Source organism: Pseudomonas sp. FYR_2 (genome assembly GCF_043106425.1).
Taxonomy (GTDB): Bacteria; Pseudomonadota; Gammaproteobacteria; order Pseudomonadales; family Pseudomonadaceae; genus Aquipseudomonas; species Aquipseudomonas monteilii.
This window is the reverse complement of the sequence record NZ_JBICMM010000019.1, coordinates 104,298-129,594: the sequence shown is the minus strand read 5'-3', so window position 1 is coordinate 129,594 and position 25,297 is coordinate 104,298. Positions and strand designations below refer to the sequence as shown.

At 63.2% G+C, this 25,297-nt stretch carries 29 protein-coding genes and 1 riboswitch; of the genes, 8 read left to right on the top strand and 21 right to left on the bottom strand.

Features of this window, described 5'->3' with window-relative positions; all coding sequences use genetic code 11:
• Window positions 1-106 precede the first annotated feature (106 nt).
• Window positions 107-520: a tetratricopeptide repeat protein gene (locus ACF8R4_RS10015; RefSeq protein WP_060500754.1), complete on the bottom strand. Its 414-nt coding sequence runs from the start codon at window positions 518-520 to the stop codon at window positions 107-109.
• Between the two features lie 950 nt (window positions 521-1,470).
• Between ACF8R4_RS10015 and ACF8R4_RS10010 the strand changes: the two genes are divergently transcribed.
• From ACF8R4_RS10010 to ACF8R4_RS10000, 3 genes are all read left to right on the top strand, one after another.
• On the top strand, window positions 1,471-1,695 hold the full coding sequence (locus ACF8R4_RS10010) for a hypothetical protein (RefSeq protein ID WP_016715487.1): 225 nt from the start codon (window positions 1,471-1,473) through the stop codon (window positions 1,693-1,695).
• Between the two features lie 249 nt (window positions 1,696-1,944).
• Window positions 1,945-2,427 carry a hypothetical protein gene (locus ACF8R4_RS10005; RefSeq protein WP_060500756.1) on the top strand — a complete coding sequence of 161 codons (483 nt, stop codon included), beginning with the start codon at window positions 1,945-1,947 and terminating at the stop codon, window positions 2,425-2,427.
• A 147-nt stretch (window positions 2,428-2,574) separates the two neighbouring features.
• Complete coding sequence (locus tag ACF8R4_RS10000) at window positions 2,575-3,852, top strand: OmpP1/FadL family transporter (RefSeq protein ID WP_060500758.1); 1,278 nt, start codon at window positions 2,575-2,577, stop codon at window positions 3,850-3,852.
• A gap of 42 nt (window positions 3,853-3,894) precedes the next feature.
• On the opposite strand, the gene ACF8R4_RS09995 is transcribed toward ACF8R4_RS10000, so the two are convergent.
• A complete protein-coding gene (locus tag ACF8R4_RS09995; protein WP_060500760.1) occupies window positions 3,895-4,824 on the bottom strand; it encodes a LysR family transcriptional regulator in 930 nt (309 codons plus the stop codon).
• 113 nt (window positions 4,825-4,937) lie between these two features.
• On the opposite strand from ACF8R4_RS09995, the gene ACF8R4_RS09990 reads away from it, so the two are divergent.
• Window positions 4,938-5,198, top strand: coding sequence for a DUF2798 domain-containing protein (locus tag ACF8R4_RS09990; RefSeq protein WP_060500762.1), 261 nt, complete (start codon window positions 4,938-4,940; stop codon window positions 5,196-5,198).
• 396 nt (window positions 5,199-5,594) lie between these two features.
• On the opposite strand, the gene ACF8R4_RS09985 is transcribed toward ACF8R4_RS09990, so the two are convergent.
• From ACF8R4_RS09985 to cobO, 14 genes are all read right to left on the bottom strand, one after another.
• A complete protein-coding gene (locus tag ACF8R4_RS09985; protein WP_164524961.1) occupies window positions 5,595-6,146 on the bottom strand; it encodes a glutathione peroxidase in 552 nt (183 codons plus the stop codon).
• A gap of 46 nt (window positions 6,147-6,192) precedes the next feature.
• The gene (locus ACF8R4_RS09980) at window positions 6,193-6,315 is read right to left on the bottom strand and encodes a hypothetical protein (RefSeq protein WP_256219344.1); all 123 of its coding nucleotides are present in this window, start codon (window positions 6,313-6,315) and stop codon (window positions 6,193-6,195) included.
• On the bottom strand, window positions 6,312-7,514 hold the full coding sequence (locus ACF8R4_RS09975) for an MFS transporter (protein ID WP_392492325.1): 1,203 nt from the start codon (window positions 7,512-7,514) through the stop codon (window positions 6,312-6,314). Before ACF8R4_RS09975 ends, ACF8R4_RS09980 begins: the two co-directional genes overlap by 4 nt.
• A gap of 64 nt (window positions 7,515-7,578) precedes the next feature.
• Complete coding sequence (locus ACF8R4_RS09970) at window positions 7,579-7,983, bottom strand: MarR family winged helix-turn-helix transcriptional regulator (RefSeq protein WP_060500766.1); 405 nt, start codon at window positions 7,981-7,983, stop codon at window positions 7,579-7,581.
• A 71-nt stretch (window positions 7,984-8,054) separates the two neighbouring features.
• The gene (locus tag ACF8R4_RS09965) at window positions 8,055-8,789 is read right to left on the bottom strand and encodes an adenosylcobinamide-GDP ribazoletransferase (protein ID WP_060500768.1); all 735 of its coding nucleotides are present in this window, start codon (window positions 8,787-8,789) and stop codon (window positions 8,055-8,057) included.
• Window position 8,790: 1 nt separating this feature from the next.
• On the bottom strand, window positions 8,791-9,357 hold the full coding sequence (locus ACF8R4_RS09960) for a histidine phosphatase family protein (RefSeq protein WP_060500769.1): 567 nt from the start codon (window positions 9,355-9,357) through the stop codon (window positions 8,791-8,793).
• Window positions 9,354-10,409, bottom strand: coding sequence for a nicotinate-nucleotide--dimethylbenzimidazole phosphoribosyltransferase (cobT, locus tag ACF8R4_RS09955; RefSeq protein ID WP_104834119.1), 1,056 nt, complete (start codon window positions 10,407-10,409; stop codon window positions 9,354-9,356). Before cobT ends, ACF8R4_RS09960 begins: the two co-directional genes overlap by 4 nt.
• Complete coding sequence (gene cobU, locus ACF8R4_RS09950; protein ID WP_392492324.1) at window positions 10,406-10,927, bottom strand: bifunctional adenosylcobinamide kinase/adenosylcobinamide-phosphate guanylyltransferase; 522 nt, start codon at window positions 10,925-10,927, stop codon at window positions 10,406-10,408. Before cobU ends, cobT begins: the two co-directional genes overlap by 4 nt.
• Window position 10,928: 1 nt before the next feature.
• Complete coding sequence (locus ACF8R4_RS09945; protein ID WP_104834118.1) at window positions 10,929-12,383, bottom strand: cobyric acid synthase; 1,455 nt, start codon at window positions 12,381-12,383, stop codon at window positions 10,929-10,931.
• A complete protein-coding gene (gene cobD / locus ACF8R4_RS09940; protein ID WP_104834117.1) occupies window positions 12,380-13,372 on the bottom strand; it encodes a threonine-phosphate decarboxylase CobD in 993 nt (330 codons plus the stop codon). Before cobD ends, ACF8R4_RS09945 begins: the two co-directional genes overlap by 4 nt.
• Window positions 13,365-14,273 carry an adenosylcobinamide-phosphate synthase CbiB gene (gene cbiB / locus ACF8R4_RS09935; RefSeq protein ID WP_016715472.1) on the bottom strand — a complete coding sequence of 303 codons (909 nt, stop codon included), beginning with the start codon at window positions 14,271-14,273 and terminating at the stop codon, window positions 13,365-13,367. The genes cobD and cbiB overlap by 8 nt, the downstream gene beginning before the upstream one ends.
• The gene (gene bluB / locus ACF8R4_RS09930) at window positions 14,270-14,920 is read right to left on the bottom strand and encodes a 5,6-dimethylbenzimidazole synthase (protein ID WP_060500777.1); all 651 of its coding nucleotides are present in this window, start codon (window positions 14,918-14,920) and stop codon (window positions 14,270-14,272) included. Before bluB ends, cbiB begins: the two co-directional genes overlap by 4 nt.
• Complete coding sequence (locus ACF8R4_RS09925) at window positions 14,917-16,212, bottom strand: cobyrinate a,c-diamide synthase (RefSeq protein ID WP_182408606.1); 1,296 nt, start codon at window positions 16,210-16,212, stop codon at window positions 14,917-14,919. Before ACF8R4_RS09925 ends, bluB begins: the two co-directional genes overlap by 4 nt.
• Entirely contained in the window at window positions 16,209-16,820 is a 612-nt protein-coding gene (cobO, locus tag ACF8R4_RS09920) for a cob(I)yrinic acid a,c-diamide adenosyltransferase (protein WP_016715469.1), read from the bottom strand. Before cobO ends, ACF8R4_RS09925 begins: the two co-directional genes overlap by 4 nt.
• A gap of 119 nt (window positions 16,821-16,939) precedes the next feature.
• Window positions 16,940-17,159: riboswitch (cobalamin riboswitch) on the bottom strand.
• Between the two features lie 168 nt (window positions 17,160-17,327).
• Between cobO and ACF8R4_RS09915 the strand changes: the two genes are divergently transcribed.
• Complete coding sequence (locus ACF8R4_RS09915; RefSeq protein ID WP_060500781.1) at window positions 17,328-17,906, top strand: hypothetical protein; 579 nt, start codon at window positions 17,328-17,330, stop codon at window positions 17,904-17,906.
• A 64-nt stretch (window positions 17,907-17,970) separates the two neighbouring features.
• On the opposite strand, the gene ACF8R4_RS09910 is transcribed toward ACF8R4_RS09915, so the two are convergent.
• The 5 genes from ACF8R4_RS09910 to ACF8R4_RS09890 form a co-directional block, all read right to left on the bottom strand.
• Window positions 17,971-18,504, bottom strand: a complete 534-nt coding sequence (locus tag ACF8R4_RS09910) for a C40 family peptidase (RefSeq protein ID WP_104834115.1) — start codon at window positions 18,502-18,504, stop codon at window positions 17,971-17,973.
• 139 nt (window positions 18,505-18,643) lie between these two features.
• The gene (locus ACF8R4_RS09905; protein WP_392492323.1) at window positions 18,644-19,285 is read right to left on the bottom strand and encodes a C40 family peptidase; all 642 of its coding nucleotides are present in this window, start codon (window positions 19,283-19,285) and stop codon (window positions 18,644-18,646) included.
• A 127-nt stretch (window positions 19,286-19,412) separates the two neighbouring features.
• Complete coding sequence (gene hda / locus ACF8R4_RS09900) at window positions 19,413-20,120, bottom strand: DnaA regulatory inactivator Hda (protein ID WP_003252443.1); 708 nt, start codon at window positions 20,118-20,120, stop codon at window positions 19,413-19,415.
• A 152-nt stretch (window positions 20,121-20,272) separates the two neighbouring features.
• Window positions 20,273-21,346 carry an AI-2E family transporter gene (locus tag ACF8R4_RS09895; protein WP_019099297.1) on the bottom strand — a complete coding sequence of 358 codons (1,074 nt, stop codon included), beginning with the start codon at window positions 21,344-21,346 and terminating at the stop codon, window positions 20,273-20,275.
• 12 nt (window positions 21,347-21,358) lie between these two features.
• Window positions 21,359-22,417, bottom strand: a complete 1,059-nt coding sequence (locus ACF8R4_RS09890) for a DUF2066 domain-containing protein (protein ID WP_392492322.1) — start codon at window positions 22,415-22,417, stop codon at window positions 21,359-21,361.
• A 321-nt stretch (window positions 22,418-22,738) separates the two neighbouring features.
• Here ACF8R4_RS09890 and purM point away from each other — a divergent pair, with 321 nt between their 5' ends.
• Genes purM through ACF8R4_RS09875 form a run of 3 tightly spaced genes read left to right on the top strand, consistent with a single transcriptional unit; the run spans window position 22,739 to window position 25,169 of the window.
• Window positions 22,739-23,797 carry a phosphoribosylformylglycinamidine cyclo-ligase gene (gene purM, locus ACF8R4_RS09885; protein ID WP_003252437.1) on the top strand — a complete coding sequence of 353 codons (1,059 nt, stop codon included), beginning with the start codon at window positions 22,739-22,741 and terminating at the stop codon, window positions 23,795-23,797.
• Window positions 23,797-24,450, top strand: a complete 654-nt coding sequence (purN, locus tag ACF8R4_RS09880; protein ID WP_060500788.1) for a phosphoribosylglycinamide formyltransferase — start codon at window positions 23,797-23,799, stop codon at window positions 24,448-24,450. The genes purM and purN overlap by 1 nt, the downstream gene beginning before the upstream one ends.
• 8 nt (window positions 24,451-24,458) lie before the next feature.
• On the top strand, window positions 24,459-25,169 hold the full coding sequence (locus tag ACF8R4_RS09875; protein WP_016715462.1) for a DUF3108 domain-containing protein: 711 nt from the start codon (window positions 24,459-24,461) through the stop codon (window positions 25,167-25,169).
• The last annotated feature ends 128 nt before the right edge of the window (window positions 25,170-25,297 follow it).

Genomic DNA, 25,297 nt, shown 5'->3' with positions numbered 1-25,297 from the left:
CACAATGCTGGCCAGATCCACTGTCATGCTTACCCCGAACGATCCTGGATGATTGATGCGCAGCTTATCAGCCCAGCGGGCGTGTTGCCTGTTGCAGCTCGAGTGCTCAGCCCGAGAACCACTGGCGCAGCAACCGCCGCGCCTCCTGTGACCCCTGCCCCGCCGCCAGTTCCAGCCAGTACCGCGCCTGCTCCGGCTCGCTGTGCTGGCACAACCGTGCATATTCCAGTTGCGCCCGCCGATCACCGGCGCGGGCGGCCTGACGCAGCAGTTCATGGCCAATCCGCCGGTCACGGGCATTGCCGCAATCACGGCACAGCATCTGCCCCAGGCGGCTTTGTGCGACCACCACGCCCTGGCGCGCCGGCTGTTTCAGCAGGCGCCCGGCCAAGTGCTTGACCTGGGGCTTGTCACCCAGGCGCGGGCTGTCGAGCAACCACAAGGCAACTTTCAGTGAAAAGCGTTTGGGGGGAGGCGTCGATGCCGCGGGGCTGGCGAGGTGTTTGCTGCGGAACTTCATGAGTAACAGGTTTGGCAACTCGAAAGGCGCACCACTCTACTCTTTTTTTACCGCCCCGGCCTGTCCATTTCTGGAGAATTGAAAAAAATTTAAATGATATTTTCTTGACGTTTACGAGGGGATGACCAAGCAGTCTGTCGAGGCATGTCGATTGTCGGACAGTTCACGCCTTTGCTAGCACGCCCGTCCTAGAGCAAGCGCTAGGGACAATCCACAGTTCCTGTGGATAACTCGGTGGACAACCCCCTTGCACACACCGCAAAGCCCCGTAAATTGGGGCTTTGTGTCAAACTGACGATTTTTTCACCAGCTAAAAATAGTGTTTTTTTTCATTGACTTAACCGCGCAGTCAAGGCATTGGCGAGGCTGTCGATGCGTGTTGCCGGGCTGTTACAACCGCTGCCCCGAATGTGAACAAGTGCACCATAAACCTCCCTTCGAGTGCACGAAATGGGCACATCCGCCCGGATACGGGCCATTTGCCCCCTCTTCACAGCAACGCAAATACGCGCCATACTGCGCGGCTAACCTGAACGAACGTAGTGCTTGCCAAGCGCCTGCATTTCCAGTAAGGTGCGCCTCGTTAGTACCAAGCTGAAAGTCAATTCTGGCCGCAAGCGTCCTTGCAAACCCCCTCCTCCCAAGAGTGGCGCTGCTGAAAGCAGGACCGGCCCAATCGATGATTCCCTCGCCAGCCTCAGGCTGCTCAAGCACGAATCACGTGACAGATTGATCAGGATTCCACCCCGACGGCCTAGAACCTTGGCCCCGGCGTGCTGCCTGCCTTCCGAAGTACCTACCAGTCAGCCCAAGCGCCCACCTTTGATTGCGCCCCCTCTGGCTGCCCTGTTCCAGTCAGGTTCGTTCGTCCCTTAATAAAGGCGTCACTGGAACGTTTCTATCATGCACGGATCATAACCCCCGTGTTTAAAGCAGGAACCTCCAACAATATGCATACTCATCATCAAATTCAGGCTGCCATTGGCACCCTCTCCCAGGCCTTCTCGCCGTTGAAGTGCCTTATCGTTGCCCCACGCAAGGGCAGCTTCAGCTTCACCCTGGTAGACGAACACGGCGTCGCCTGCCACACCGAGCGCCTGTACCCGGAACAGTACAGCCGTAGCGAGCCGCTGCAGGCGGTCATTGCCCGTACTCGCCAATCGCTTACCGCGTGAGCGGCGAATACTGCGGTATTCAAGCGCTGAATCTCCCCATCGCCAGTCTGCCTGAACATTCCCGACGTAATTGCCTTAGGGCATATAGCCCGGTACGTCAGGCAGCAAACGATTTAAAAACAGCTCTTTACACCACGATTATCACACTACACTTCAACTCGAGCGGTCCTTACCGCTTCCGGCGGGCCTGATCATTCACCAGCTGCCAAGCTCCAGCGCCCGTCCGGCCCTTATCTGCTCGAGGGCATCATGGGTATCGCGGCGAATGAATTGTGTCAGTATGTGATCCGACCCACCCTGGTCTACCTGAACCGTCACTGCGCCAGCGCCGAGGCCTTGTTGCTGGGCATCGCCGCCAGCCAATCGGCACTCGGGTCCGCTTTGCACGACCGACGTGGGCACGGCCTTTACCGCATTGGCGAACACCGCCATCAGGCGCTCTGGGACGACTACCTGGCTCGGGATCCCGACCTGGCCAGCCTGGTCCGCGGTCTGGCCAGCCAGCACGCCTTCCTTGGCGGGCCGCACCTGGAGCTCACCGTCAACCTGCGCTACTCCACCGCCATTGCCTGGATGCTCGTCGAAGAACAGGCCACAACGCTGCCCGCCGCAGATGACCTGTTGGCGCTGGCACGAATCTGGCGACAGGTATTCAACCCCCAAGGTCGCCTGCGCGACTTCACCTCAGCCTGGCACACCTGCATCGATCAGAGATTGCCACAGGCATCTTAAGACACGCCCTACAAAATTACCGGAAAAAAGGGAATTGTGGTCGGATTGTCCTACAAAACCGCTCTATCTTCTGCGATTGAGACTATGGCGCGGCGCGTGATTTGTTGGTAGCGTTTCGCCCCGGAGATCCCAAGGAGTTTTCTAATAATGAAAAAAGTAATGCTCAAAACCTCCCTCGGCGTAGCCGTTGCTCTTGCTTCCAGCCAACTGCTCGCCAGCGGCTTCGCGCTCAACGAACAGAGCATCAGCAGCATGGGGACAGGTTTCGCGGGACGTTCTTCTTCTGCCGAAGATGCCAGCACCGTGTTTGGCAACCCGGCAGGCATGTCCCGCCTCAAACGTGAACAATTCACCGTGGGCGGCGCTGCCGTCATCGCCAAGTCCGACATCTCGGGCCCGGGCAGCAACCTCGGGGGGGAAACCGATGGTGACATGGTGCCTTTCGTTGGCGTACCGATGGGTTACTACGTCAAGCCGATCGACGACCACTGGAGCGTCGGCTTCGGTGTTTACGTACCGTTCGGCCTGGTAACCGACTACGGCAGCGATGACGCCGCACGCTACTGGGGCAAGAAGAGCCACGTCGAGGTTGTCACCTTCCAGCCGACTGTCAGCTATGCCTTCAACGACAAGGTCTCGATCGGCTTCGGCCCTACCATCAACCGCATCAAGGGTGAGCTGGGCTCTAACCTGGCAACCCCAGCTGCACTAGGCGGTAGGGACGGGGAAGTTAAAATCAAAGGTGACGATACCGCCGTAGGCTATAACATCGGTGTTTTGGTTCAGGCCACCGACCGGACCCGTATCGGCTTGACCTATCACTCGATGGTTGACTACAAACTTGAGGGTAAAACCCGGGTAAGTACACCACTGCTACAGTCTTTCAGCGGCAGCAAATTCGATGCATCGCTGAAAATCAAGACCCCTGAATCTGTCGACCTTTCGGTCACGCATGAACTTGATGATCAGTGGACTTTGTACGCCGGCAGTACTTGGACACGCTGGAGCAGGCTGAAAGACATCACTGTAAACAACGATCTGCCTGCCCAACTGTCCGGCGGTGCAGCTGGTGCGCTATTCGGCACCATCACCGAAGAACAGAACTGGCATGACACCTGGGCCCACGCCATTGGTGCGTCTTACAAGGTCAACAAGGAGTGGGTACTGCGTACCGGCTTCACCGTCGACCAGTCGCCGACCAACAACCACGACCGTTCGCCACGTATCCCGACTGGCGACCGCAAAGTGTTCAGCCTGGGTGCTGGCTGGAGCCCGAACGACGACATGACCATCGACGTGGCCTATTCCTACCTGTGGGAAGAAGACACCAAGGTCAATCTGGCGAGTGCAACCAAGGGCAGCTACCAGGCCAAGTACGAGAACAGCGCCCACGGTATCGGTGCTTCGCTCACCTACCGCTTCTGATTCGTACGCGCCACACAAAAAACCGCCCTCGTGGCGGTTTTTTCATGCCTGCACCTGCCAACTGTCACCCAGGCACTCGCGCAGATAATCCATGAACACGCGTACCTTGGTGGTCATGGCAAAACGGTCGGCCAGGCACAAGTAGATATCCATTGGCTCGGTCTGGGCGTAGGCTTGGCCGCTGTCGCTGTATTCAAACAAGGGCACCAGCGCGCCGGAGGCCAGGTGAGGCCGCACGATGAACTCGGCCAGGCGGGTGATGCCACCGTCGTGCAGGGCCATCTGGGTCAGGGCATCGATGTCATCGCTGATCAATACGCTGCCGAACTCCGCCTCGAAGCGCAGGCCGTCGCGCATGAAGCCCCAGCGCAGAAAGCGCCCGTCCACCGGATAGCGAAACACCAGGCAGCGGTGCTCGCGCAGGGCCTCAGGCGTGACGGGTACGCCGGCGCTTTGCAGGTAACCGGGTGAGGCGCAGCAGATGAACGGGATACGCGCAATGTGCCGGGCCATTAGCTGGTCTTCCAGCTGAGGGGCAATCCGCAGGCTCACGTCGACGTCTTCACGGGCATGATTCACCCGGCGATCAGTCGTTACCAACTCTATCGAAAGCAACGGGTAGCGGGCACTGAAGGCGGGTATCAGCGGCGCCAGGACGTGGCGACCGAAGGCGGAAGTCGAGGCAATGCAGAGCCGCCCTTGGGGCTCGCTGTCTGGGGTAGTGACCGCCTGTTCAGCCAGCGCCAAGTCACGTTCGATGTGCTTCACACGCTCGTAATACTGGGCGCCAGCGGGTGTCACAGCCATGCTGCGTGTGGTGCGGCTGAGCAGTCGCACCTGCAAGTGGCCCTCCAGCCGAGCCAGGTTCTGGCTGACCGCTGCCGGGCTGAGCCCCAGATTGCGGGCGCCAGCCGCAATGCTGCCGGCTTCGACAACCTTGATGAAGCTGCGGATGGTGTTGAGCAGGTCCATTTGAGCCCCTGGATTCGTAAGAATCTCTTTATAAAGAACTCAATCCTGCGGGTCTACAGGTGCAGGCGCATGCATTGCTAACCTGCGCCTCCACTCACCTTTCAGGAGTTCGCATGAGCAACCTGTCCCAGTCGCGCAGCCGACGCAAATTACACCCGGGCGCCACGCCTTACGTTTTCGCCTTTTACATGTCGTCGATCATGGCACTGCTGATGTGCTTCGTGATCACAGCGGCCAATGCCGGGGTTAACCCGGAATACCTGAGCAATGTGCTGAAGGCCTATCAATTGGCAATGCCAGTGGCGTTTGTATGTGTGTTGATGGTGAGGCCGGTAGTGGTGCGGCTGGTGGCAATTACGGTGCATGCGAATTGAAGTAGCCCGAGAACCAGACGGACTCCCCGCTCTTGATCTTGATCTTGATCTTTGCGACTTCAGGAGGCCGAACGCAGGCCTTGCGGAGGGAGGTGACGGGCATGGATGCCCGTCAAGCGCTGGGCCCCAGGATGGTGGGGCCTGCAGCGCGGTCCTCCCGGGAGCAAGGCCGGAGTGAGGGAACCCCGGAGCGCAGCGCAGGGGCCGGATGACAGGAGCGCAGCGTTTTTTGGTTACTTTTTGTCGCGTTTGACAAAAAGTGACTCGCCGTAAGGGCGAAAAGGTGAGTCCGCGTCGCCAAAGCAAATGGACTTTGCGCAATACAAGAACCAGCGCTGTTTCGCTTCTCGCTTCTCGCTATCAGCCCTCAGCATCAAGCAAAGTCAGCAAACCGCATCACTGCTGCGAAGCGATGGCCTTCTCGATAGCAGCCCTGAACGCCGGGTCATCCGGTTTGGTCAAGCTGGAGAAATTGCCAATCACCTTACCCTTACGGTCCACCACGTACTTGTAGAAATTCCACTTCGGCGCACTGCTCTGGCTGGCCAACTCAGCGAACAGTGGTATCGCATCCTTGCCCCGTACCGGCTGCGTCTTGGTCATGGTGAAAGTGACACCGTAGTTGGCATAGCAAACCTTGGCGGTCTTCTCGCTGTCGGCGTCTTCCTGCTTGAAGTCATTGGACGGCACGCCCAGCATTTCCAGGCCTTGCTCGTGATACTCCTTGTACGTCGCCTCAAGCCCCTCGAACTGCGGCGCAAAACCGCAATAGCTGGCGGTGTTGATCACCACCAGCGGCTTGCCCGCAAAGCGCTGGCACAGGTCGACCTGACCCTTCCCACGCAATTCCGGCAGGCTACCCTGCAACACGGCCGGGCAATCGGCAGCCCAGCTCGATGTGCTGGCAAGCAGGGCCAGCACCGGCACCATCAACCAATGTGCACGCATGATTCGTTACTCCCACAAGACAATCCTTGAGCTTGCAGGGTAGCGCCTAACAAACACCCATGCCCAGTTGCATCAACGCCATCCCTCCCTGATGCCAGCCCCACCACACCAGCACCAACAGCGCCAAAGCAGCAAGGGCCAGCAGCCCACGGGCCAGGTAGCGGTTCATGCGGCCTGGGCCTGCAAGCGGGCAACCGGACGCTCGCGCACCGGCCAGTTAAGGGCGGCAGCCAGCAGGCTGAGCAGGATGGAAATCTGCCAGACCAGGTCGTAGCTGCCAGTGCGGTCATACACCACCCCACCCAACCAGCCCCCCAGGAAGGCGCCCAGCTGGTGGAACAGGAAGACGATACCGCCGAGCATGGACAGGTTGCGCACCCCGAACACCGTCGCCACGGTGCCATTGGTCAGCGGCACCGTAGACAGCCACAGCAGGCCCATGGCGATGCCGAACAGGTAAGCACTGAACTCGCTCACCGGCGCCCACAGGAACAGCAGGATCACCACCGCACGTAGCAAGTAAAGCCCGGTCAGCAGGCGCGGCTTGGACATGCGACCACCCAGCCAGCCAGCGGTGAAAGTACCCACGATATTGAACAGGCCGACCAACGCCAGCACCGTGGTACCGGTGGTCGCAGCCAGGTGCTGGTCCACCAGGTAGGCCGGCAGGTGTACACCAATGAACACCACCTGGAAGCCGCAGACGAAAAAGCCCAGCGCCAGCAACCAGAAGCCGGAATGCGAGCACGCCTCGCGCAGTGCCTGGCCCAGTGTCTGCTCCGCGCCATGGCTGGCCAGCGGACGGTCGCGCAGCAGGCCGACGAAGGGCACGATAAACGCCACCATCAGGCCCAACACCAGCAACGCCGCCGACCAACCCAACCACTGGATCAGGCCCAAGGTGCCGGGCAGCATGGCGAACTGGCCAAACGAACCGGCAGCGCTGGCGATCCCCATCGCCATACTGCGCTTCTCGGCAGGCACAGCACGCCCGACCACGCCAAGGATGACCGAGAACGATGTACCGGACAGGCCGATGCCTATCAGCAAGCCGGCACTGAGCGACAACGACCAGGCAGAGTCGGCCATACCCATGAGTATCAAGCCAACGGCGTAGAGAATGCCGCCGATGATCACCACCCGCGCCGCGCCCAAACGGTCGGCCAAGGCACCGGCGAACGGTTGCGCCAGCCCCCAGATCAGGTTCTGCAAGGCAATGGCAAAGGCGAACACCTCACGCCCCCAGCCAAAGTCGGCGCTCATCGGCGCCAGGAACAGGCCAAAGCCATGGCGCACACCCAAGGAAAGCGCCAGGATCAACGCCGCCCCCGCCAATACCCAACCGCTGGTTCGCCACACCGAAGTCATTGTCGTTATCTCCAGCACATCGCAAGGTTTTTACGGGTATATACCCGCTTATAGTCGTATCAAATCAGGCGAGTTGGCCCAGCAAACGCACCAGCTCATCCCGCTGCCCTGCCCCCAGTCGCTCCACCAGCTCCGTTTGAGCCTGCTCCCAGGCGGGATGGGCGTCACACAATAGCTGCTTACCCGCTTCGGTGAGCAGCACTACACGATTGCGTTGGTCATCGCCATCCACCAGGGCCAACAGCCCCTCGGCCTCAAGCACCCGCAGGTTGCGGCCCAGGGTGCTGCGCTCCAGGCCCATCGCTTCGGCCAGGGTCGTGATGCTGGGGCGGTCAAGCCGCTGCAGATGGCGTAACAGGGAAAACTGGGCGACATTGACCCCGAAGCCGGCAAGCGCTTCGTCGTAATGCCGGCTCACCCCACGGGCAGCGCGACGTAGATGGGTACAGATGCATTCACTGGTCAGCATGGATACGTGTATATACCCGCGTCATAGGTGTTGCAAGAAATTTCGCCTTCGAGGTGACAGCAACCGATCGCTCAGAGCCTCACGGCCAAACCCAGCACCACAGCAAGCTCAAGCAACTCCAGCATCGCGCCAGCGGTGTCCCCGGTGGTCCCGCCAAGGCGCCGGCACATCAGTTGCCGCAGCCCTGCAAACACAGCGAGTGCCAGCAACAGTATCCAGCACACGCTCCAGCCACCTGCGACCAGGCACATGACCGCACTGCCCAGCAAAGCCCAAGAGGCCTCACGGCGCGGCAGATGATCGGCCAGGGCTTGGCCCAGGCCACCCGAGCGCACGTAGGGGGTACCCAGGAACAGACCCAACATTGCCGCCCGACCAATCAAGGGCGCCAGCAGCAATTGCGCTCCGATGCCCTGCTCCACCAGCACCCACAAGGCGCAAAATTTCAGCAGCAGCACCAACACCAGGGTGACCACGGCAATCGGCCCGCTGCGCGGGTCTTTCATGATCTGCAGGGTGCGCTCACGGTCGCCGAAACCGCCCAACCAGGCGTCGGCGCTGTCAGCCAGACCATCCAGGTGCAAGGCGCCACTGAGCAATACCCACACCGTCAGCAGCAAAGCCGCATGCAGCGGCGCTGGCGTACCCTGCAGCAGATGGCTGGCCAGCCACAGCAGTAAGCCGAACAGCAGCCCGACCAGCGGGTAGAACAGCAGAGAACGCCCCATTTCCCGTTGCGCCGGCATGCCTGGCAGGCTTACGGGCAGGCTGCTGAGAAACTGCAAGGCAATCCAGAATGGCAACATCTCAGCACGCCTCGACCCACTGGCCATCGACACCCGGTACCAGCCGCACCAGCGCACCATGCCCCACTTCAACCTGCAGCAGCTGCGCCCTCGGCAAGCCACGGGCTCGGGCCAGCAATAGCCGCATCACACCACCATGGGTGACCAGCAGCACACGCTTGCCAGCATACTGACGGCTCAGCCGCTCGACAGCAGCCAGCACACGCTCGGCAAACGCCTCGACTGGCTCGCCATTGGGCGGCGTAAAGGCGTAAGGGTTCTCCCAGAACCGCCCCAGAGCATCCGCCTGGTCTTCCATGATCTGCGCGGCGCTTCGGCCCTCCCAGTCGCCAAAATGCAGCTCCTGAAGGCCGGGTTCTCGTTGCACCGGCAGATTCAACTGCGCCCCCAGTTCATCGGCAAAGCGGGCGCAGCGCTGCAGCGGCGAGCTGACCAGCACCTCCCAAGACTCCGCCCCGGCCACGGCACCACGCATCTGCGCCCAGCCCTTGTCAGTCAACGCATCGTCAAGGCTGCCGCGCAGGCCACCCTGTTCGGTTTCGCCATGGCGCAACAAGTCGAGGATCATGCCGAGCGGTCCGCCACCGCAGCTTCGGCGAACGTCGCCATCTGCCCGTGCAGCGCGCAGGCGAGGCGCAGCAGCGGCACGGCCAGCGCAGCACCACTGCCCTCGCCCAAACGAAGGCCCAGCGCCAGCAGCGGTTCGGCCTGCAATGCCTCGAGCAACGCCTTGTGCCCGGGTTCCGCGCCTTGGTGAGCGAACAGCAACCACGCGCGGCACTGCGGATTAAGGTGCACCGCCGCCAGCGCGGCAACGCTACAAATGAAGCCGTCCACCAGTACGGCGATCCCCGCCTGCGCACAACCGATGTAGGCGCCCGCCAACGCAGCGATCTCAAAGCCACCGACGCAACCCAAGGCTTGCAACGGGTCCGCAGCCTGCAACTTGTGCAAGCGCAGGGCGTGCTCAATGACTTCGGCCTTGTGCCGCACACCCGCGCTGTCCAGGCCCGTGCCCGGGCCACTCAGTTCAGCAGGCGGGCAGCCCAGCAGCACGCTGGCCAAGGCGGCGGCGGCCGTGGTGTTGCCTATTCCCATCTCGCCACCGATGAACAGCTGCGCACCCCGTTCGGCCGCACGCAGCGCGCTGTCGCGGCCCGCCTGCAACGCAGCTTGCAGTTGGCCTTCGGTCATTGCCGGCTGCCGGGCGAAGTTGGCCGTACCGGCCCCAAGGCGCAAGTGGTGCACGCCCGGCAACGCCAGATCAGGGTCGATGGTGCCCAGGTCGACCACTTCGAGACTGGCCTGCAGCTCGCGCGCCAGCACGCTGATCGCTGCACCACCCCCTACGAAGTTGCGCAGCATCTGCCCGGTCACCGCCTGCGGGTAAGCTGAGATACCCTCCTCGACCACACCGTGGTCACCGGCAAAAACGGTGATGGCGGCCTGATCCAGCACCGGCCTTTCACGCCCTTGCAGGCCGGCCAGCTGAATGGCCAGACCCTCAAGCTGGCCAAGCGAACCGGCAGGCTTGGTCAACTGCTGCTGACGGGCGCGGGCCTGGTCCATGGCGGCGTTGTCGAGAGGTTGGCAGGCATCACGCCACCAGGCTTGTGTCATAGTGCAGGTCCTTTAAGCATTAAGGGCAGGCCGGCCACGGTCAGCACCACACGCTGACAACGTTCGGCCACGGCCTGGTGAAGCCAGCCGGCCAGGTCGACATAACGCCGGGTCAGCTCGCCCATGGGCACGACGCCCAGGCCGCTTTCGTTACTGACCAGAATCAGGGTGCCAGGCAACTGCTCAAGGCAGGCCAACAAGGCATCTCGCTCCTCGGCCAGGCGCTGGTCATCTTCAAGCATCAGCAGGTTGGTCAACCACAGGGTCAGGCAGTCCACCAGCAGGCAACGGCCTTCGGCCGCTTCGGCGCGCAGCACAGCAGCCAGGGCCAGCGGTTCTTCGATCAGCCCCCAGTCGTCCGGGCGGCGCTGGCGGTGCAGTAACACACGTTCGTTCATTTCACCGTCCAGCGGCTGGCTGGTGGCAATGTAGGTCACTGGCAGGCCACTGGCACTGGCCAACTGTTCGGCGAGGCGGCTCTTGCCGGAGCGGGCGCCCCCGAGGATCAAGCTGCGCATGTCAGGCCACCCCACAGAACTGGCGCAAGCGCGCGGTGTCCAGGTGTTTTTCCACCAGGTCGGCCAGGCGCTCGATGTCGCGCTCGCGCAGGGCTTCGTAATCGATGGTCTGGGCATCTTCCAGGCCGGCCCAGCGCAGCAGCGCGGCGCACGAGTGGCTGCCCTCGAACAGGCCGTGCAGGTAGGTGGCAAGGATCTGCCCATCATCGCTCACCGCGCCATCACAACGACCATCAGCCAGTTGCACGGCTGGCTGTTCCAGCGCAGGGCCGGTGGTGACGCCTGCATGAATCTCATAACCGGCAACCGGCGCCGCTTCAAGGTTCAGCACCCCGGCAACGTTGCGCAACTGCTTCTCGGCCTCAAGCACCGTGGTGTAATCCAGCAGGCCAAGCCCCGGGCTCGACCCGGCAGGGCCCTCGAGGCCTAGCGGGTCATGTACTTCACGGCCCAGCATCTGCAGGCCGCCACAAATGCCGATCAGCTTGCCGCCGTAGCGCAGGTGCCGCTCGATCGCTTTGTCCCAACCGCGCTCGCGCAGTTGCGCCAGGTCGCCACGCACGCTCTTGGAGCCCGGCAGGATGATCAGGTCGGCAGGCGGAATCGGCTGGCCCGGGCCGATGAACTGCAGGTCCACCTGCGGGTGCAGGCGCAGCGGGTCGAAGTCGGTGTGGTTACTGATGCGCGGCAATACCGGCACGATCACCTTGAGCACACGCTCGCTTTTGGCGCCCTGGCGCACATCGATGCCGTCTTCGGCTTCCAGGTGCAAATCGGTGACGTAAGGCAACACGCCCAGCACCGGCTTGCCGGTGCGTTGCTCCAGCCAGTCCAGCCCCGGCTGCAACAGGGCGATGTCGCCACGGAAGCGGTTGATGACAAAGCCCTGGACCCGCGCCTGCTCACTGGGCGAAAGCAATTCCAGCGTGCCGACAAGGTGCGCGAACACGCCGCCGCGGTTGATGTCGGCGACCAGGATCACCGGGCAATCGACGGCCTCGGCAAAGCCCATGTTGGCGATGTCGCCGGCCCGCAGGTTGATCTCTGCCGGTGACCCGGCGCCTTCGACCATGACCACCGGCCAGGCGGCACTCAGCCGCTGGTGCGAAGCCAGCACCGCCTGCATGGCGATGGCCTTGTAGTCGTGGTAGGCCACCGCATTCATGCTAGTGACCGCACGGCCATGAATGATCACCTGGGCACCGGTGTCGCTGTTGGGCTTGAGCAGTACCGGGTTCATGTCGGTATGCGGCGCCAGCCGGCACGCCTGGGCCTGCACCGCCTGGGCCCGGCCGATTTCACCGCCGTCGGCGGTTACCGCGCTGTTCAACGCCATGTTCTGCGGTTTGAACGGCACCACAGCGACGCCCTGGCGCAACAACCAGCGGCACAGTGCGGTCACCAGCGTGCTCTTGCCAGCGTCGGAGGTGGTGCCTTGCACCATGAGGGTGGTCATGCCGATTCCTTTTGATAGTCGGCCAGCGCCTGGGCCAGGCGCTGTTCGTCGGCCGCACACTCGGGCAGCCCCAGGCGCACGGCCGGGGGATGGTCGAACAGGCGCACCAGGATGCCGCGACGGGCGAGAAAGTCATGCAACGGCGCGGCACGCTCGCTGCGCACGTACTGGAACAGGTCACAACCGCCGCTTGGCGCCAGGCCAGTGCTCGCCAACAAGGTGGCAAGGCGCTGGCTGGCAGCGGCGCAACGTTCAGTCTGCATGCGCTGCGCAGCTTCGTCTGCCAGGCTTGCCTGGGCCAGCACCCGGGTCGGGCCGTTGACGGTCCAAGGGCCTAGCAACTCGGCCAAACGCAACAGCAGGCTGCGCTCAGCGGCGACGAAGCCCAGCCGCACCCCGGCCAAACCGAAGAACTTGCCGAATGAACGCAGCACGATCAGGCCCTTGCGACCCGCGCAGCCCACCACGCTGTCTGCCGGGGTGTTGTCCATGAACGCCTCATCGACCAGCAACCAGCCACCGCGCGCAGCCAGGCGCGCATGCCAAGCCAACAGCGTCTCACGCGGCACCCGCCGACCGGTCGGATTGTTGGGGTTGACCAGCACCAGCACGTCAAGGCTATCGAGCGCTGCGTCAACCTGTGCCTCGTCCAGCTCGACCAACTGATGCCCCGCCCGCTGCCAAGCGTACGGGTGTTCGGCATAACATGGCGTCAGCACCCCTGTCCGGCCTGCGGCGCGCAGCAGCGGCAACGCCTGGATCGCAGCCTGAGAGCCCGCTACCGGCAGCAGCTGGCTGGCACCGTAGTACGCGCGTGCAGCGTCTTCCAGGCCGTCCTCGACCTCCGGTAGACGCGCCCACGCATCTGCAGGAATCGGCGGGATCGGGAATGGCCAGGGCGCGATGCCGCTGGACAGGTCGAGCCATTGCTCGCGAGGAATGCCGTACTGCTGCACTGCGCGCAGCAGGCGGCCACCGTGTTCAAGCATTGATGTAAGCCCCCAGGCAGATCAACAGCAGCCACAACCACACACCCCGCTGCACCAGGGCCCAACCGCGCTCGATGGCGTCGGCATCGGCCACTGGCCCCTCGCCCAGGCGCGGCCGCTCATGAAGCTCGCCGTGGTACACCGCCGGGCCACCGAGCTCCACGCCCAGTGCACCGGCACCTGCAGCCATCACCGGGCCGGCGTTAGGGCTGTCCCACAGAGGGCCCTGCTTGCGCCAGCAGGCCAAGGCCAGGCGGGTCTTGCCCAGCAGCGCATACGTCAGCGCCACCAGCCTTGCGGGAAGGTAGTTGAGCACGTCGTCGATACGCGCCGCGCACCAGCCGAAACGTTCGAAGCGCTCGTTACGGTAGCCCCACATGGCATCCAGCGTGTTGCTCAGGCGATACAGCACCACACCCGGCGCGCCAGCCACCACAAACCAGAACAGCGCGGCGAACACCGCATCGCTGCCGTTCTCCAGCACCGACTCGGTGGCCGCCCGGGCCACTGCCGGCTCGTCCAGTTCGCGGGTTTCGCGGCTGACCAGGTAGCCGACGCGCCGACGTGCCTCTTCCAGGTTGCCTTGGCGCAACGCGTTGGCCACCGGCAGCACATGCTCGCCCAAGCTTCGCAGCCCCACGGCGCAGTACAGCGCCAGCACATCCACCAGCCAACCGATGTAGGGCAGCCACGACAGGACCAGCGCCACCAGGGTCAGCGGCACCACCGCCAGAAACCACGCGCTCACGCCATGGCTGCGCCAGCCGCGCCCGCCGGCATTCAGGCGGCGCTCAAGGTTACTGGCCATGTTGCCAAAAGCCACCAACGGGTGGCGCCGCTGCGGCTCGCCCAGCAAAGCGTCCAGGGCTACCCCGGCCACGGTCAGCAAGGCCACGCTCATTGACGCTCTCCCCATTGGTTCTCGTAAAGCATTTCGCTCAAGGGCCGCGCTTCGGCCCAGTTTTCCTGCACAAGCATCGGCACCGGGTAAAACTCGGTGACCGGCCCCAGGCACAGCACCGCCACCGGTTTGGCGCCCGCCGGCATGCCCAGCAAAGCGGCCAAAGCCTGCGGCTCGAACAGCGACACCCAGCCCATGCCCAGCCCTTCGCCACGCGCAGCCAGCCACAGGTTCTGGATGGCACAGGCCAGCGAGGCCAGGTCCATTTCCGGCAGCGTGCGGCGGCCGAAAATGTGCGGTTCCCGGTTATCCATCAAGGCCGCGACCAGCAGCTCGGCGCAGTCGTTGATGCCTTCAACCTTCAGCTTCATGAAGGCATCGGAGCGCTCGCCCAATGCCTCGGCGGTGCGTACCCGCTCCGCCTCCACCAACGCCTGGATGCGCCCGCGCAGGTCACGCCGGGTAATGCGGATAAAACGCCACGGCTGCATCAGCCCGACACTGGGCGCCTGATGCGCGGCGGCCAGCAAACGGGCAAGCAGCTCTGGCGCCACCTGGCCACCGGCAAAATGGCGCATGTCGCGACGCTCGCCAATGGCCCGGTAGATCGCGGCGCGCTCGACCTCGCTGAAGGCATGTTCGCTCATGGCCGCAACAGCGCCGCCGCCGCATCCGGGTTGGAGGGAAAGTAGAAATGCACGTATGAGGCCGTCAACCGGCCCAAGCGATACACCGCTTCGTTGCCACGCCCGCCATTAGGGCTAAGGCCACGGGCGATCGGTTCCAGCTCGGTGCTGGTCAGCGAGTGATGGTAGGTATGGCCACGCAAGGTGCCCTCCGGCAGCTCTACCGCCTGCAGCGCCAGGGCCGCCAGGCGCTTCTGCATGGTCGCCTCACCCCGCAGCAGGCCCAGCAGTTCGGCACGCTCGCCGGCCACGTCGGTCAAGGCATCGAGCAGGTACAGCATGCCGCCGCACTCGGCCAGCAAGGGTTTGCCCTGAGCATGATGGGCGCGGATTGCCTCGCACATCGGCGCATTGGCGGCCAGGGCATGGTGATGCAGCTCGGGGTAGCCGCCCGGCAGGTACAGGCTATCCACCGACGGCAGTTTGCGGTCGTGCAGCGGCGAGAAGAATTCCAGCTGCGCCCCGAGGTTGTGCAGCAGGTCGAGGTTGGCCCCGTAGGTGAAGGCAAACGCTTCGTCGCGTGCCACGCCGATGCGCACCCCTGCCAGCGAAGCAGCACACGCTTGTGTTTCGGGCTCGGCAAAGCTCACCGGTGGTGGCAAGGCTGCGTCGCAGCTGGCGCCAAGCGCCTCAGCGGCTGCATCCAGGCGGGCATCCAGGTCGTTCAGCTCGCTGGCCTGAACCAGTCCGAGATGGCGGCTGGGCAACTCGATGCCGCGCTCGCGCGACAAGCCGCCGTACCAACGCAAGCCCTCGGTCAGGCTGCCTTCCAGCAGTTGCGCATGGCGCAAGCTGCCCACCCGGTTGGCCAACACCCCGGCAAACGGCAAGTCGGCCTGGTAGCGCGCCAGGCCCAGGGCCAATGCGCCGAACGTCTGGGCCATGGCCGTGCCGTCGATCACCGCCAGCACCGGCACGCCGAAGTGGCGCGCCAGGTCGGCGCTGGACGGGGTGCCATCAAACAGCCCCATCACCCCTTCGATCAGGATAAGGTCTGCCTCGCCTGCGGCGTCCCACAGCAGGCGACGGCTTTCTTCGGCACCGATCATCCACAGGTCCAGCTGGTACACCGGCGCGCCACTGGCGCGCTCCAGGATCATCGGGTCAAGAAAATCCGGGCCACACTTGAACACGCGCACCTTGCGCCCGAGGTTACGGTGCAAGCGGGCCAGCGCGGCGGTGACGGTAGTCTTGCCCTGGCCAGAGGCGGGTGCCGCGATCAACACGGCGGGGCAATGGCGCGATTGACTCACAGTTCGACGCCCTTCTGTGCGCGAATGCCGGCCTGGAAGGCGTGTTTGAGCATACCCATCTCGGTCACGGTATCGGCCAGTTCGATCATTTCAGGCTTGGCCGCACGGCCCGTGACGATCACATGCTGCATCGGCGGGCGGGCCTGGATGTCTGAAAGCACCTGGTCCAGGTCGAGGTAACCGTGCTTGAGGGCGATGTTCAGCTCATCCAGCACCACAAACTGCACATCAGGGTCTTGCAGCAGCTGGCGCGACACCGCCCAGGCGGCTTCGGCGGCGGCGATGTCACGCTGGCGGTCCTGGGTTTCCCAGGTGAAGCCCTCGCCCATCACGTGGTAACGCACCTGCTCAGGAAAGCGGCGGAAAAACAACTCCTCCCCAGTGCTATTGCGGCCCTTGATGAACTGCACAACACCGCACTGCATGCCATGGCCCAGCGCGCGCGCGAGCATGCCGAAGGCCGAGCTGCTCTTGCCCTTGCCATTGCCAGTCAGCACCAGCAACAGGCCGCATTCGTTGGGGGAATTGGCGATACGTTCGTCGATGACCGCCTTCTTGCGCTGCATGCGCGCCAGGTGGCGTTCGTCACGTTCGGTGGATTCGCTCATCAGGGTTCTCCGCTGGCTGGCACCGTGGCTACGCACGGTGACAGTTAATAAGCAGGCAAACGGAGTACGCGCAGAGGCCATGGCAGGGCGCCACGGTGCACCGCGCATCACCCTCCGTGATGCCGTTGGCAGTAACAGGCCGGTCTCCGGGCTTGTGAGCGGGCCTGGGCCAGCCTGCGCGCCTTCCCGGATGCTGGCATCCAGTGGCCCTGCGCGGCCTTCTACTCACCTACCGTTGCGGGGGCAGCGCCGGAATCGCGCCATGCTGGCGCCCACCGGCTTCCCAGTTTCACCCTGCCCAGTCGGGGCTGGCAGGGCACCTGAAACACGCGCGAAGGTTAGAGGGTTGTACCCGGAGCGTCAATCGAAGCAGGCGCCATACCCGCCAAACAGGCATTGTCCGCAACAATGACCAATTCGCCAGCGTGTGCCACACTGAACACAGTAATATCACTTGGCCATCACCTTCAGCTGAACGCGACCACAACCACAACAGGAGAGCGCAGCATGCGAGGCCAGATCATCAACAACTCACGCCTGGAGTTCCTCGGCCCGGTGCTGGAGCGCTGGGTCGACTGCATCGACCGCTTCAACCAGTTTGCCGGTGATGCCGAAGCCCCGTATTGGCAGGGTGCCGCGGCCAACACCGGGCTACTGGCAGCGGCAGCGTGGCAGGCCGAATTGGCGGCGCTGCAACAGTTTGCCGGCAAGAAGCAACGCGACGAAGGCGAATGCGAAGGGCGCTGCGACCTGTCGATCAGCAGCGCCGACGACACGCTATACCTCAGTGTCAGCCAGCGCTGGCCCAAAATCGCCCGGCTGGACATGGCGGCCGCCCTGCAGCAAACCGCTGCCCTCGCCCACCAGGTGGCCTACCCCAGCCAGTTGAAGGCCGGGGCGCTGTTCATCAGCCCTTGGAAGGCAGGCCAGCATGCCAGCCCCGAGGAGCTGCAAGACCTAGTCGACGACCTGCAGAAACACACCGCCTGCGCCATCGCCTGGTACTTCCCCTATGCCTACCGCAACTTGCACAACGAGCTGGGGCAGTATTTCCCGGGGGTGGCACTGCTGCTCAAGCAAGCGTGACGGCAGGGGCTGGCATCAGGCCCGTACCGGCCTCAACCTGATCGCGGCTCCCTGTAGGAGCGGATCAGGGGTTCTGTGCCAGGTGCCCTTGTGGAATCACGCGCTTGGCTTGCAGGTAGGCCTTGGCCCAATAACTGTTGGAGAGGTAGTCAAGGCGCACGGTCCCGCCCGTGGAAGGTGCATGCACGAAGCGCCCTTCGCCGACATAAATGCCGGCATGACTGACCTGCGAGCCACCACTGGTAGCAAAGAACACCAGATCACCGGACTGCAGCGACTGGGCATCCACCGTAGGTGCGCGCATGACGATCATCTCCCGCGTCGAACGCGGCAGGCTGATGCCGGCAGCATCACGGTAGACGTACTTGATCAGGCCACTGCAGTCGAAGCCGGAGTCCGGCGTATTGCCACCCCAACGGTAGGGCGTACCCACCAGGCCGATGGCTCGGATCAACACGTCATCGGCAATCGGCGAAGGGCTGGGCTGGCTATACGTGACCTGCGGTTGAACCACAGGGGCCGGCGCAGGGGCACGGCTAGAGCAAGCAGCCAGCAAGGCTGCCAAGGAGAGAAATGCGAAGCGCGCCATCTTTACCATGGCCAGAACATCCTGTCTGAGATTGCTGCGCCGCAGCCAAAAAGAGTTGAGAATTTAGATTAGACGCTTTCTGTAAATACGCACGGCGGCGAGCTTTTTTCAAAGCATCGCCGCCGTGGCAGGGTACAGCATTTTGCCATCAGTTGCGCGCGATGTTGGTCGGCGCCATGGCCAAGGCACGCTTGGCTTCGATGAAGGTCTTGCTCCAGTAGCGGTCACCGAGGCTGTCGATGCGCACGCCACCGCTGCGGCGGCTGCTGGAGTGGATGAACTGGTTGTCACCCAGGTAGATGCCGGCATGGCTGACGCGGCCGCGACCGTTGGTGCTGAAGAACAGCAGATCACCCGGCTTGAGCTTGTTGCGCGCCACTTTCGGTGCATCGACGTTGATCATTTCGCGCGTCGAGCGTGGCAGGGTCATGCCCGCCTCTTCGCGGAACAGATAGCCGATGAAACCGCTGCAGTCGAAACCGGACTGTTCCGAGGTACCACCGAAGCGGTAGCGAGTGCCGATCAACGACATGCCACGCTCGAGAATACTGTCCGCCAGCACTGGCAGCTGGTAAGGCTTGCTGCTGCTGGAGAAGGCCTCCAGGTCATCTTCAGTGGCCAGTTCTTCCGGTTCGCCGAACACCGACGAGGACGAAGCTTTAGCCTTGATCACCGATTGTGCGGCGACCGGGGTGTGATCCTGAGGCTGAGAAGCCGGGCCTTGGGCCGCGCAGCCAAAAAGCAGGGTCACGAGTGCGAGTGGCACGAGGGGTGCGAAGCGCTTTAGCATGGGCACGACCGTGTCTGTAATCCTTTAGAAGGGTGAAACTATGCCCTCTATCATGGCCATTTGCAAATTTTATCGAAAAAGATGTGACTTTTTTGTTTTGCCGCTCTGGCCCAGCGTTTTCAGGGGGTTACCAGCCGAGGGTTTCCTTGAGGAACGGAATGGTGAGCTTGCGTTGTGCCTGCAGCGAGGCCTGGTCGAGGCGTTCCAGCAGGTCGAACAGCGCGCTCATGCTGCGCGCACCGCGGGTGAGAATGAAGTGGCCGACTTCGTCGGTGAGGTGCAGGCCACGGCGCGAAGCACGCAGTTGCAGGGCTCGCAGCTTGTCTTCGTCAGACAAACCACGCATCTGGAACACCAGGGCAAGGGTCAGCCGCGATTTCAGGTCCGGCAACTTGATTGGCAATTCGCGCGGGGATGCCGAGGCGGCCAGCAGCAAGCGCCGGCCACTGTCACGCAGGCGGTTGAACAAGTGGAACATGGCCTCTTCCCAGTCCGCCTTGCCGGCAATCACGTGCAAGTCGTCGATGCATACCAGTTCGTACTGGGCCAGGTAGTCAAGCAGTTCTACGCCGCGATCGAGCAGTTGCGCCAATGGCAGATAGACAGCAGGTTCGCCGCGTTGCTGGAAGCGGTGGGTGGCAGCCTGCAGCAGGTGGCTACGGCCAACACCCTGCTTGCCCCACAGGTAGATAAGGCTCTCGGTCCAGCCGGCGTCGGCTTCGCATAGCCGCTCGACGTAGCCCAATGCCGCAGCATTGGCGCCCGGATAGTAGTTGATGAAGGTGGCGTCATCGCGCAGGCGCACACCCAGGGGCAACTGGATCGGTGGTTTCATGCTCGCGGGCGGTCAGCAGGACCGCAGGGGGCCTTTGGTGAACAATGTTGCAAAGTCTATACCCGCAAGGCGGGCCGCACAATCACGGCAACAGATAGCACAAGCAAAATCAACAAGTTGCGCCAAGTGGGGGCTGCATCGCAGCCCCAACATCACAACTGCGGGTCGATATCCCCGGCATACATGTCCGATTCCTTGTACATGTCATGCACATGCCGCAGCAGCACCATGATCACGGCCGCCACCGGCAGCGCCAACAGCACCCCGGTAAAGCCGAACAGTTCGCCACCGGCCAGGATGGCAAAGATCACCGCTACCGGGTGCAGGCCGATTCGGTCCCCTACCAGCAGCGGCGTCAACACCATGCCTTCGAGCGCCTGCCCGACCATGAATACCGCGACGATGCCCAGCATCGGATACAGGTCGCCCCCAAACTGGAACAGCCCCGCCACCAAGGCCGCACCAATACCTATGATGAAGCCCATATAGGGCACGATGGCGGCCAACCCTGCGAGCATACCGATGAGCAGGCCCAGTTCCAGCCCGACCAGCATCAGCCCAGCCGAATAAATGACGCCCAAGGCCAGCATCACCATCAGTTGCCCACGCACGAACGCCCCGAGCACTTCGTGGCATTCGCCCGCCAACCCGACCACCTGCGGCTCACGCTGACGTGGCAGCAGGCTGCGCAGCTTGGCCATCATCAGGTCCCAGTCACGCAGCAAGTAAAAGCCCACCACCGGAATCAGTACCATGTTAGCCAGCCACGCCATCAGCGCCAGGCTCGAAGCCGTGGCATGCGACAGCAGCATGCCGACGATGTCGGTGGTCTGGCCCATGTGGCCAGCGATGGCAGCCTTGATCTTGTCAAACTTCCAGAAGCCATCAGCCAGGCCCAAGCGGCTCTGCACCCAAGGCAACGCAACATGCTCAAGCCAGTCGAGCATCTGTGGCGCCAGCTCGTACAAGCGCACCAGCTGCTTGGCAAGCATCGGCACCAGCACCAGCAGCAGGGCCAGCAACAGTAGGGTGAACAGGCCGAACACCACCACCACACCCCAGGTGCGCGACAGCCCCAGACGCTCCAGGCGGTCAACCAACGGGTCGGCCAGGTAGGCCAGCAGGATGCCAACCAGAAACGGGGTAAGAATGTTGTGCAAGCTATAAAGCAGCACAGCGACGAGCAGGGCAGCGCCCAGCCAGATCCAGCGACGAACGTCGGTCACGGTATGCTCCCCTTACCAGCGAAAACGCAGGCCGTCGAACGGCTTGGGTGCAGGTTGGGCCGGCGTAGGTTGCTCACCGGCTGCCGGTGCTGGCGTGGCGGGCGCTACCGGCACCTGCTCAGCGGGCAGCTCCTGCAACTTGGCCAGGCCGAGTTGGGCACGCAACTGTTCGCGGTTGCCGGTCACGCCATAGGTCAGGGTGGTGCCTTCAGCCATTTGCAGGCGTGGGCCATAGGGTTCGAGCACACGGGCAAGCTCGGCATAGCGCTGCAGGTTCATCCCCTGCACTTGTACCTGCATCTGGCTGCTGGCACCCGGACGGGTGACATAACGCGGCGCCAGGCGACTGCTGACCGCCAACATGACCGCGTCAGCCAGGGCAGCCGGGTCGCCCCCTTCGGCCGTACCTTGCTCACGCTGGTCGCCCAGCCACAGCTGCCACTTGCCCTGCCATGTGCCGTCGGCTTCCTGCGCATGCACCGCCAGCAAGGCATCGGCGCCATAGCGCTCGGCGGCCTCACGCAAAGGTGCCGGGTCGCTGGCTTCGATCTGCTTGGCATTGGCTACCAGTTGCTCCTGCAAGTCGGCCAGCGGCAAGCGCAACGGCAGGCCACGGTGCTGGGCGGCACGGCGCAGGGGCTGGGCGCTGGCCTGGCCGTCACCGACCAGGCTGCTGCCCTCGGCACTGTCGTTCAGCCACCAGCCGAGAATCGAAGGCCGATTGCTGCCCCACAGCGCCAGGCCGGCCTTGCGCAAGGCCCGCTCGGTGCTACCGGGGTCGAACTCGACCACCACCGACTCGGGCGGGCCGGCCTCGCTGCCAACCTGGTTGATGATTTGCTGCGGGTCCTTGCGCAACTCAGCAAGTGCCGGGCTTTGCGCTGCCTTGGGGTCGCCAGTCAGACGTAGCACCAAGGTGTCGAGGGCTTTGGCAGTGGCGGCAGTACGGGCTTCGGCGCCCTGCCCGGCCATTGGCTCGCGCACCTGATACAGGCCGGCGACATTTTCAGCCTGGGCTGCAACCGATATCAGGGCAAGGCCGCCGACCGCCAGAATATTGAACAAACGCATGGAGGATTCCTGTCCAGTCGAGCTTCAAGCACCAAGCTTCAAGCCGCAAGAAAAAGCAGGCCGAGCGCGAAGCCGCACTATCTTGCAGCTTGAAGCTCGCTACTTGCAGCTTATACACAAGCAACCGCATCAACCACCCTCAGCCCTTTTTCAACAATTTACCGCCCTGCCCGTCGGCCTGAGGATGGCCGCTGCCCGGCAACCCTGATAAAATCGCGCGCCTTCACAGACCACTGACGTTTCAGGCAGCCGCCGCTTACCCGCCGGCCTTGGCCGCCATGGTCGTTTTTAAGAATCCCTCCCTCCTAAAGGCCTGGATCAATGAGCAAGCAACCCTCCCTGAGCTACAAGGACGCCGGTGTAGACATCGACGCCGGCGAAGCACTGGTCGAACGCATCAAGGGCGTGGCAAAACGCACCGCACGCCCTGAAGTCATGGGTGGCCTGGGCGGCTTCGGCGCCCTCTGCGAGATCCCGGCCGGCTACAAGCAGCCGGTGCTGGTCTCCGGCACCGACGGCGTCGGCACCAAGCTGCGCCTGGCGCTGAACCTGAACAAGCACGACAGCATCGGCCAGGACCTGGTCGCCATGTGTGTGAACGACCTGGTGGTATGCGGTGCCGAGCCGCTGTTCTTCCTCGACTACTACGCCACCGGCAAGCTGAACGTTGACGTGGCCGCCACCGTTGTCACCGGCATTGGCGCCGGTTGCGAACTGGCCGGCTGCTCGCTGGTCGGTGGTGAAACCGCCGAAATGCCTGGCATGTACGAAGGTGAAGACTACGACCTGGCCGGCTTCTGCGTCGGCGTGGTGGAAAAAGCCGAAATCATCGACGGCTCCAAGGTTGCCACTGGTGACGCGCTGATCGCCCTGCCGTCCTCGGGCCCGCACTCCAACGGCTACTCGCTGATCCGCAAAATCCTCGAAGTGTCCGCTACCGACATCGAGAACACCCAGCTGGACGGCAAGCCGCTAACCGACCTGCTGATGGCGCCGACCCGCATCTACGTCAAGCCGCTGCTGCAACTGATCAAGAACACCGGCGCCGTCAAGGCCATGGCCCACATCACCGGTGGCGGCCTGCTGGACAACATCCCGCGCGTACTGCCGAAAAACGCCCAGGCCGTGGTTGACGTGGCCAGCTGGCAGCGTCCGGCGGTGTTCGACTTCCTGCAGGAAAAAGGCAACGTCGACGAGCACGAAATGCACCGTGTCCTGAACTGCGGCGTGGGCATGGTCATCTGCGTGGCCCAGGACCAGGTTGAAGCTGCCCTGAACGAACTGCGCGCCGCCGGTGAGCAGCCGTGGGTCATCGGCCACATCGCCGAAGCCGCCGAAGGCGCCGCCCAGGTCGAGCTGCAGAACCTCAAGGCACACTGATGCCGAGCAAGACCTGCAATGTAGTGGTACTGCTGTCGGGTTCCGGCAGCAACCTGCAAGCCCTGATCGACAGCTGCCAAGGCCAGGACAGCCCGGTGCGCATCCGCGCGGTGGTTTCCAACCGCGCCGATGCCTACGGCCTGCAACGTGCCGCGGCGGCCGGTATCGACAGCGTGGTGCTCGACCACACCCAGTTCGACGGCCGTGAAGCCTTCGATGCCGCGCTGGTTGCGCGCATCGACGGTTTTGCGCCAGACCTGGTGGTGCTGGCCGGCTTCATGCGCATCCTCAGTGGCGACTTCGTGCGCCACTACCAGGGCCGCCTGCTCAACATCCACCCGTCGCTGCTGCCCAAGTACAAGGGCCTGCATACCCACCGCCGGGCACTGGAGGCAGGCGACGCCGAGCACGGCTGCAGCGTACACTTCGTGACTGAGGAACTCGATGGCGGCCCACTGGTCGTACAGGCTGTGGTACCGGTGGCGTCTGACGACACTGTCGAAAGCCTGGCCCAACGGGTACACCGTCAGGAACACCTGATCTACCCGCTGGCGGTGCACTGGTTCGCTGAAGGGCGCTTGCGTCTTGGCGAACAGGGTGCATTACTGGATGGCCAGCCCCTGGCGGCCAGCGGTCACTTGATTCGATCCTAGGAGAATTTATGCGTCGCGCCCTGCTTTTGGCTCTCGCCGTGCTCGCCCTGCCCCTCCAGGCAGCTGATCTGAAGCCTTTCTCGGCCAGCTACACCGCCGACTGGAAGCAGCTGCCCATGAGCGGCACCGCCGAGCGCAGCCTGGTCAAGAATGCCAATGGTACCTGGGACCTTAACTTCAAGGCCTCCATGATGATCGCCAGCCTGACCGAGCAAAGCACCCTGCGCATGGAAAACGACACCCTGCTGCCGCAGAAGTACCACTTCGAGCGCGGCGGCCTGGGCAAGGCCAAGAAGGTCGACCTGAACTTCGACTGGACTGGCAAGAAAGTCACCGGCAGCGACCGTGGCGATGCCGTCAGCCTGCCGCTGAACCGTGGCGTGCTGGACAAGTCGTCCTACCAGTTGGCCCTGCAGCATGACGTGGCCGCCGGCAAGAAGAGCATGACCTACCAGGTGGTTGATGGTGACGAGATCGACACCTACGACTTCCGCGTGCTCGGCACCGAAAAAGTCACCACCAAGACCGGCCAGGTCGATGCGGTGAAGGTCGAGCGCGTGCGCGATCCAAGCCAGAGCAAGCGCATCACCGAGCTGTGGTTCGCCAAGAACTGGGACTACCTGCTGGTGCAACTGCGCCAGGTAGAGACCGATGGTAAGGAGTACGTGATCGTGCTGCAAGATGGCACGGTCGATGGCAAGCCGGTGAAAGGCAATTGATCCAGCACTGCAAGCAGTAACCGAAGCCCCGCCCAGTGCGGGGCTTTTTATGCCCTTGTGCAAAGGCACAGGCCTTCATGAAACTTGTTTCATGCCCGTTTTATTTACTTAGCCTGCTAACAAACTCT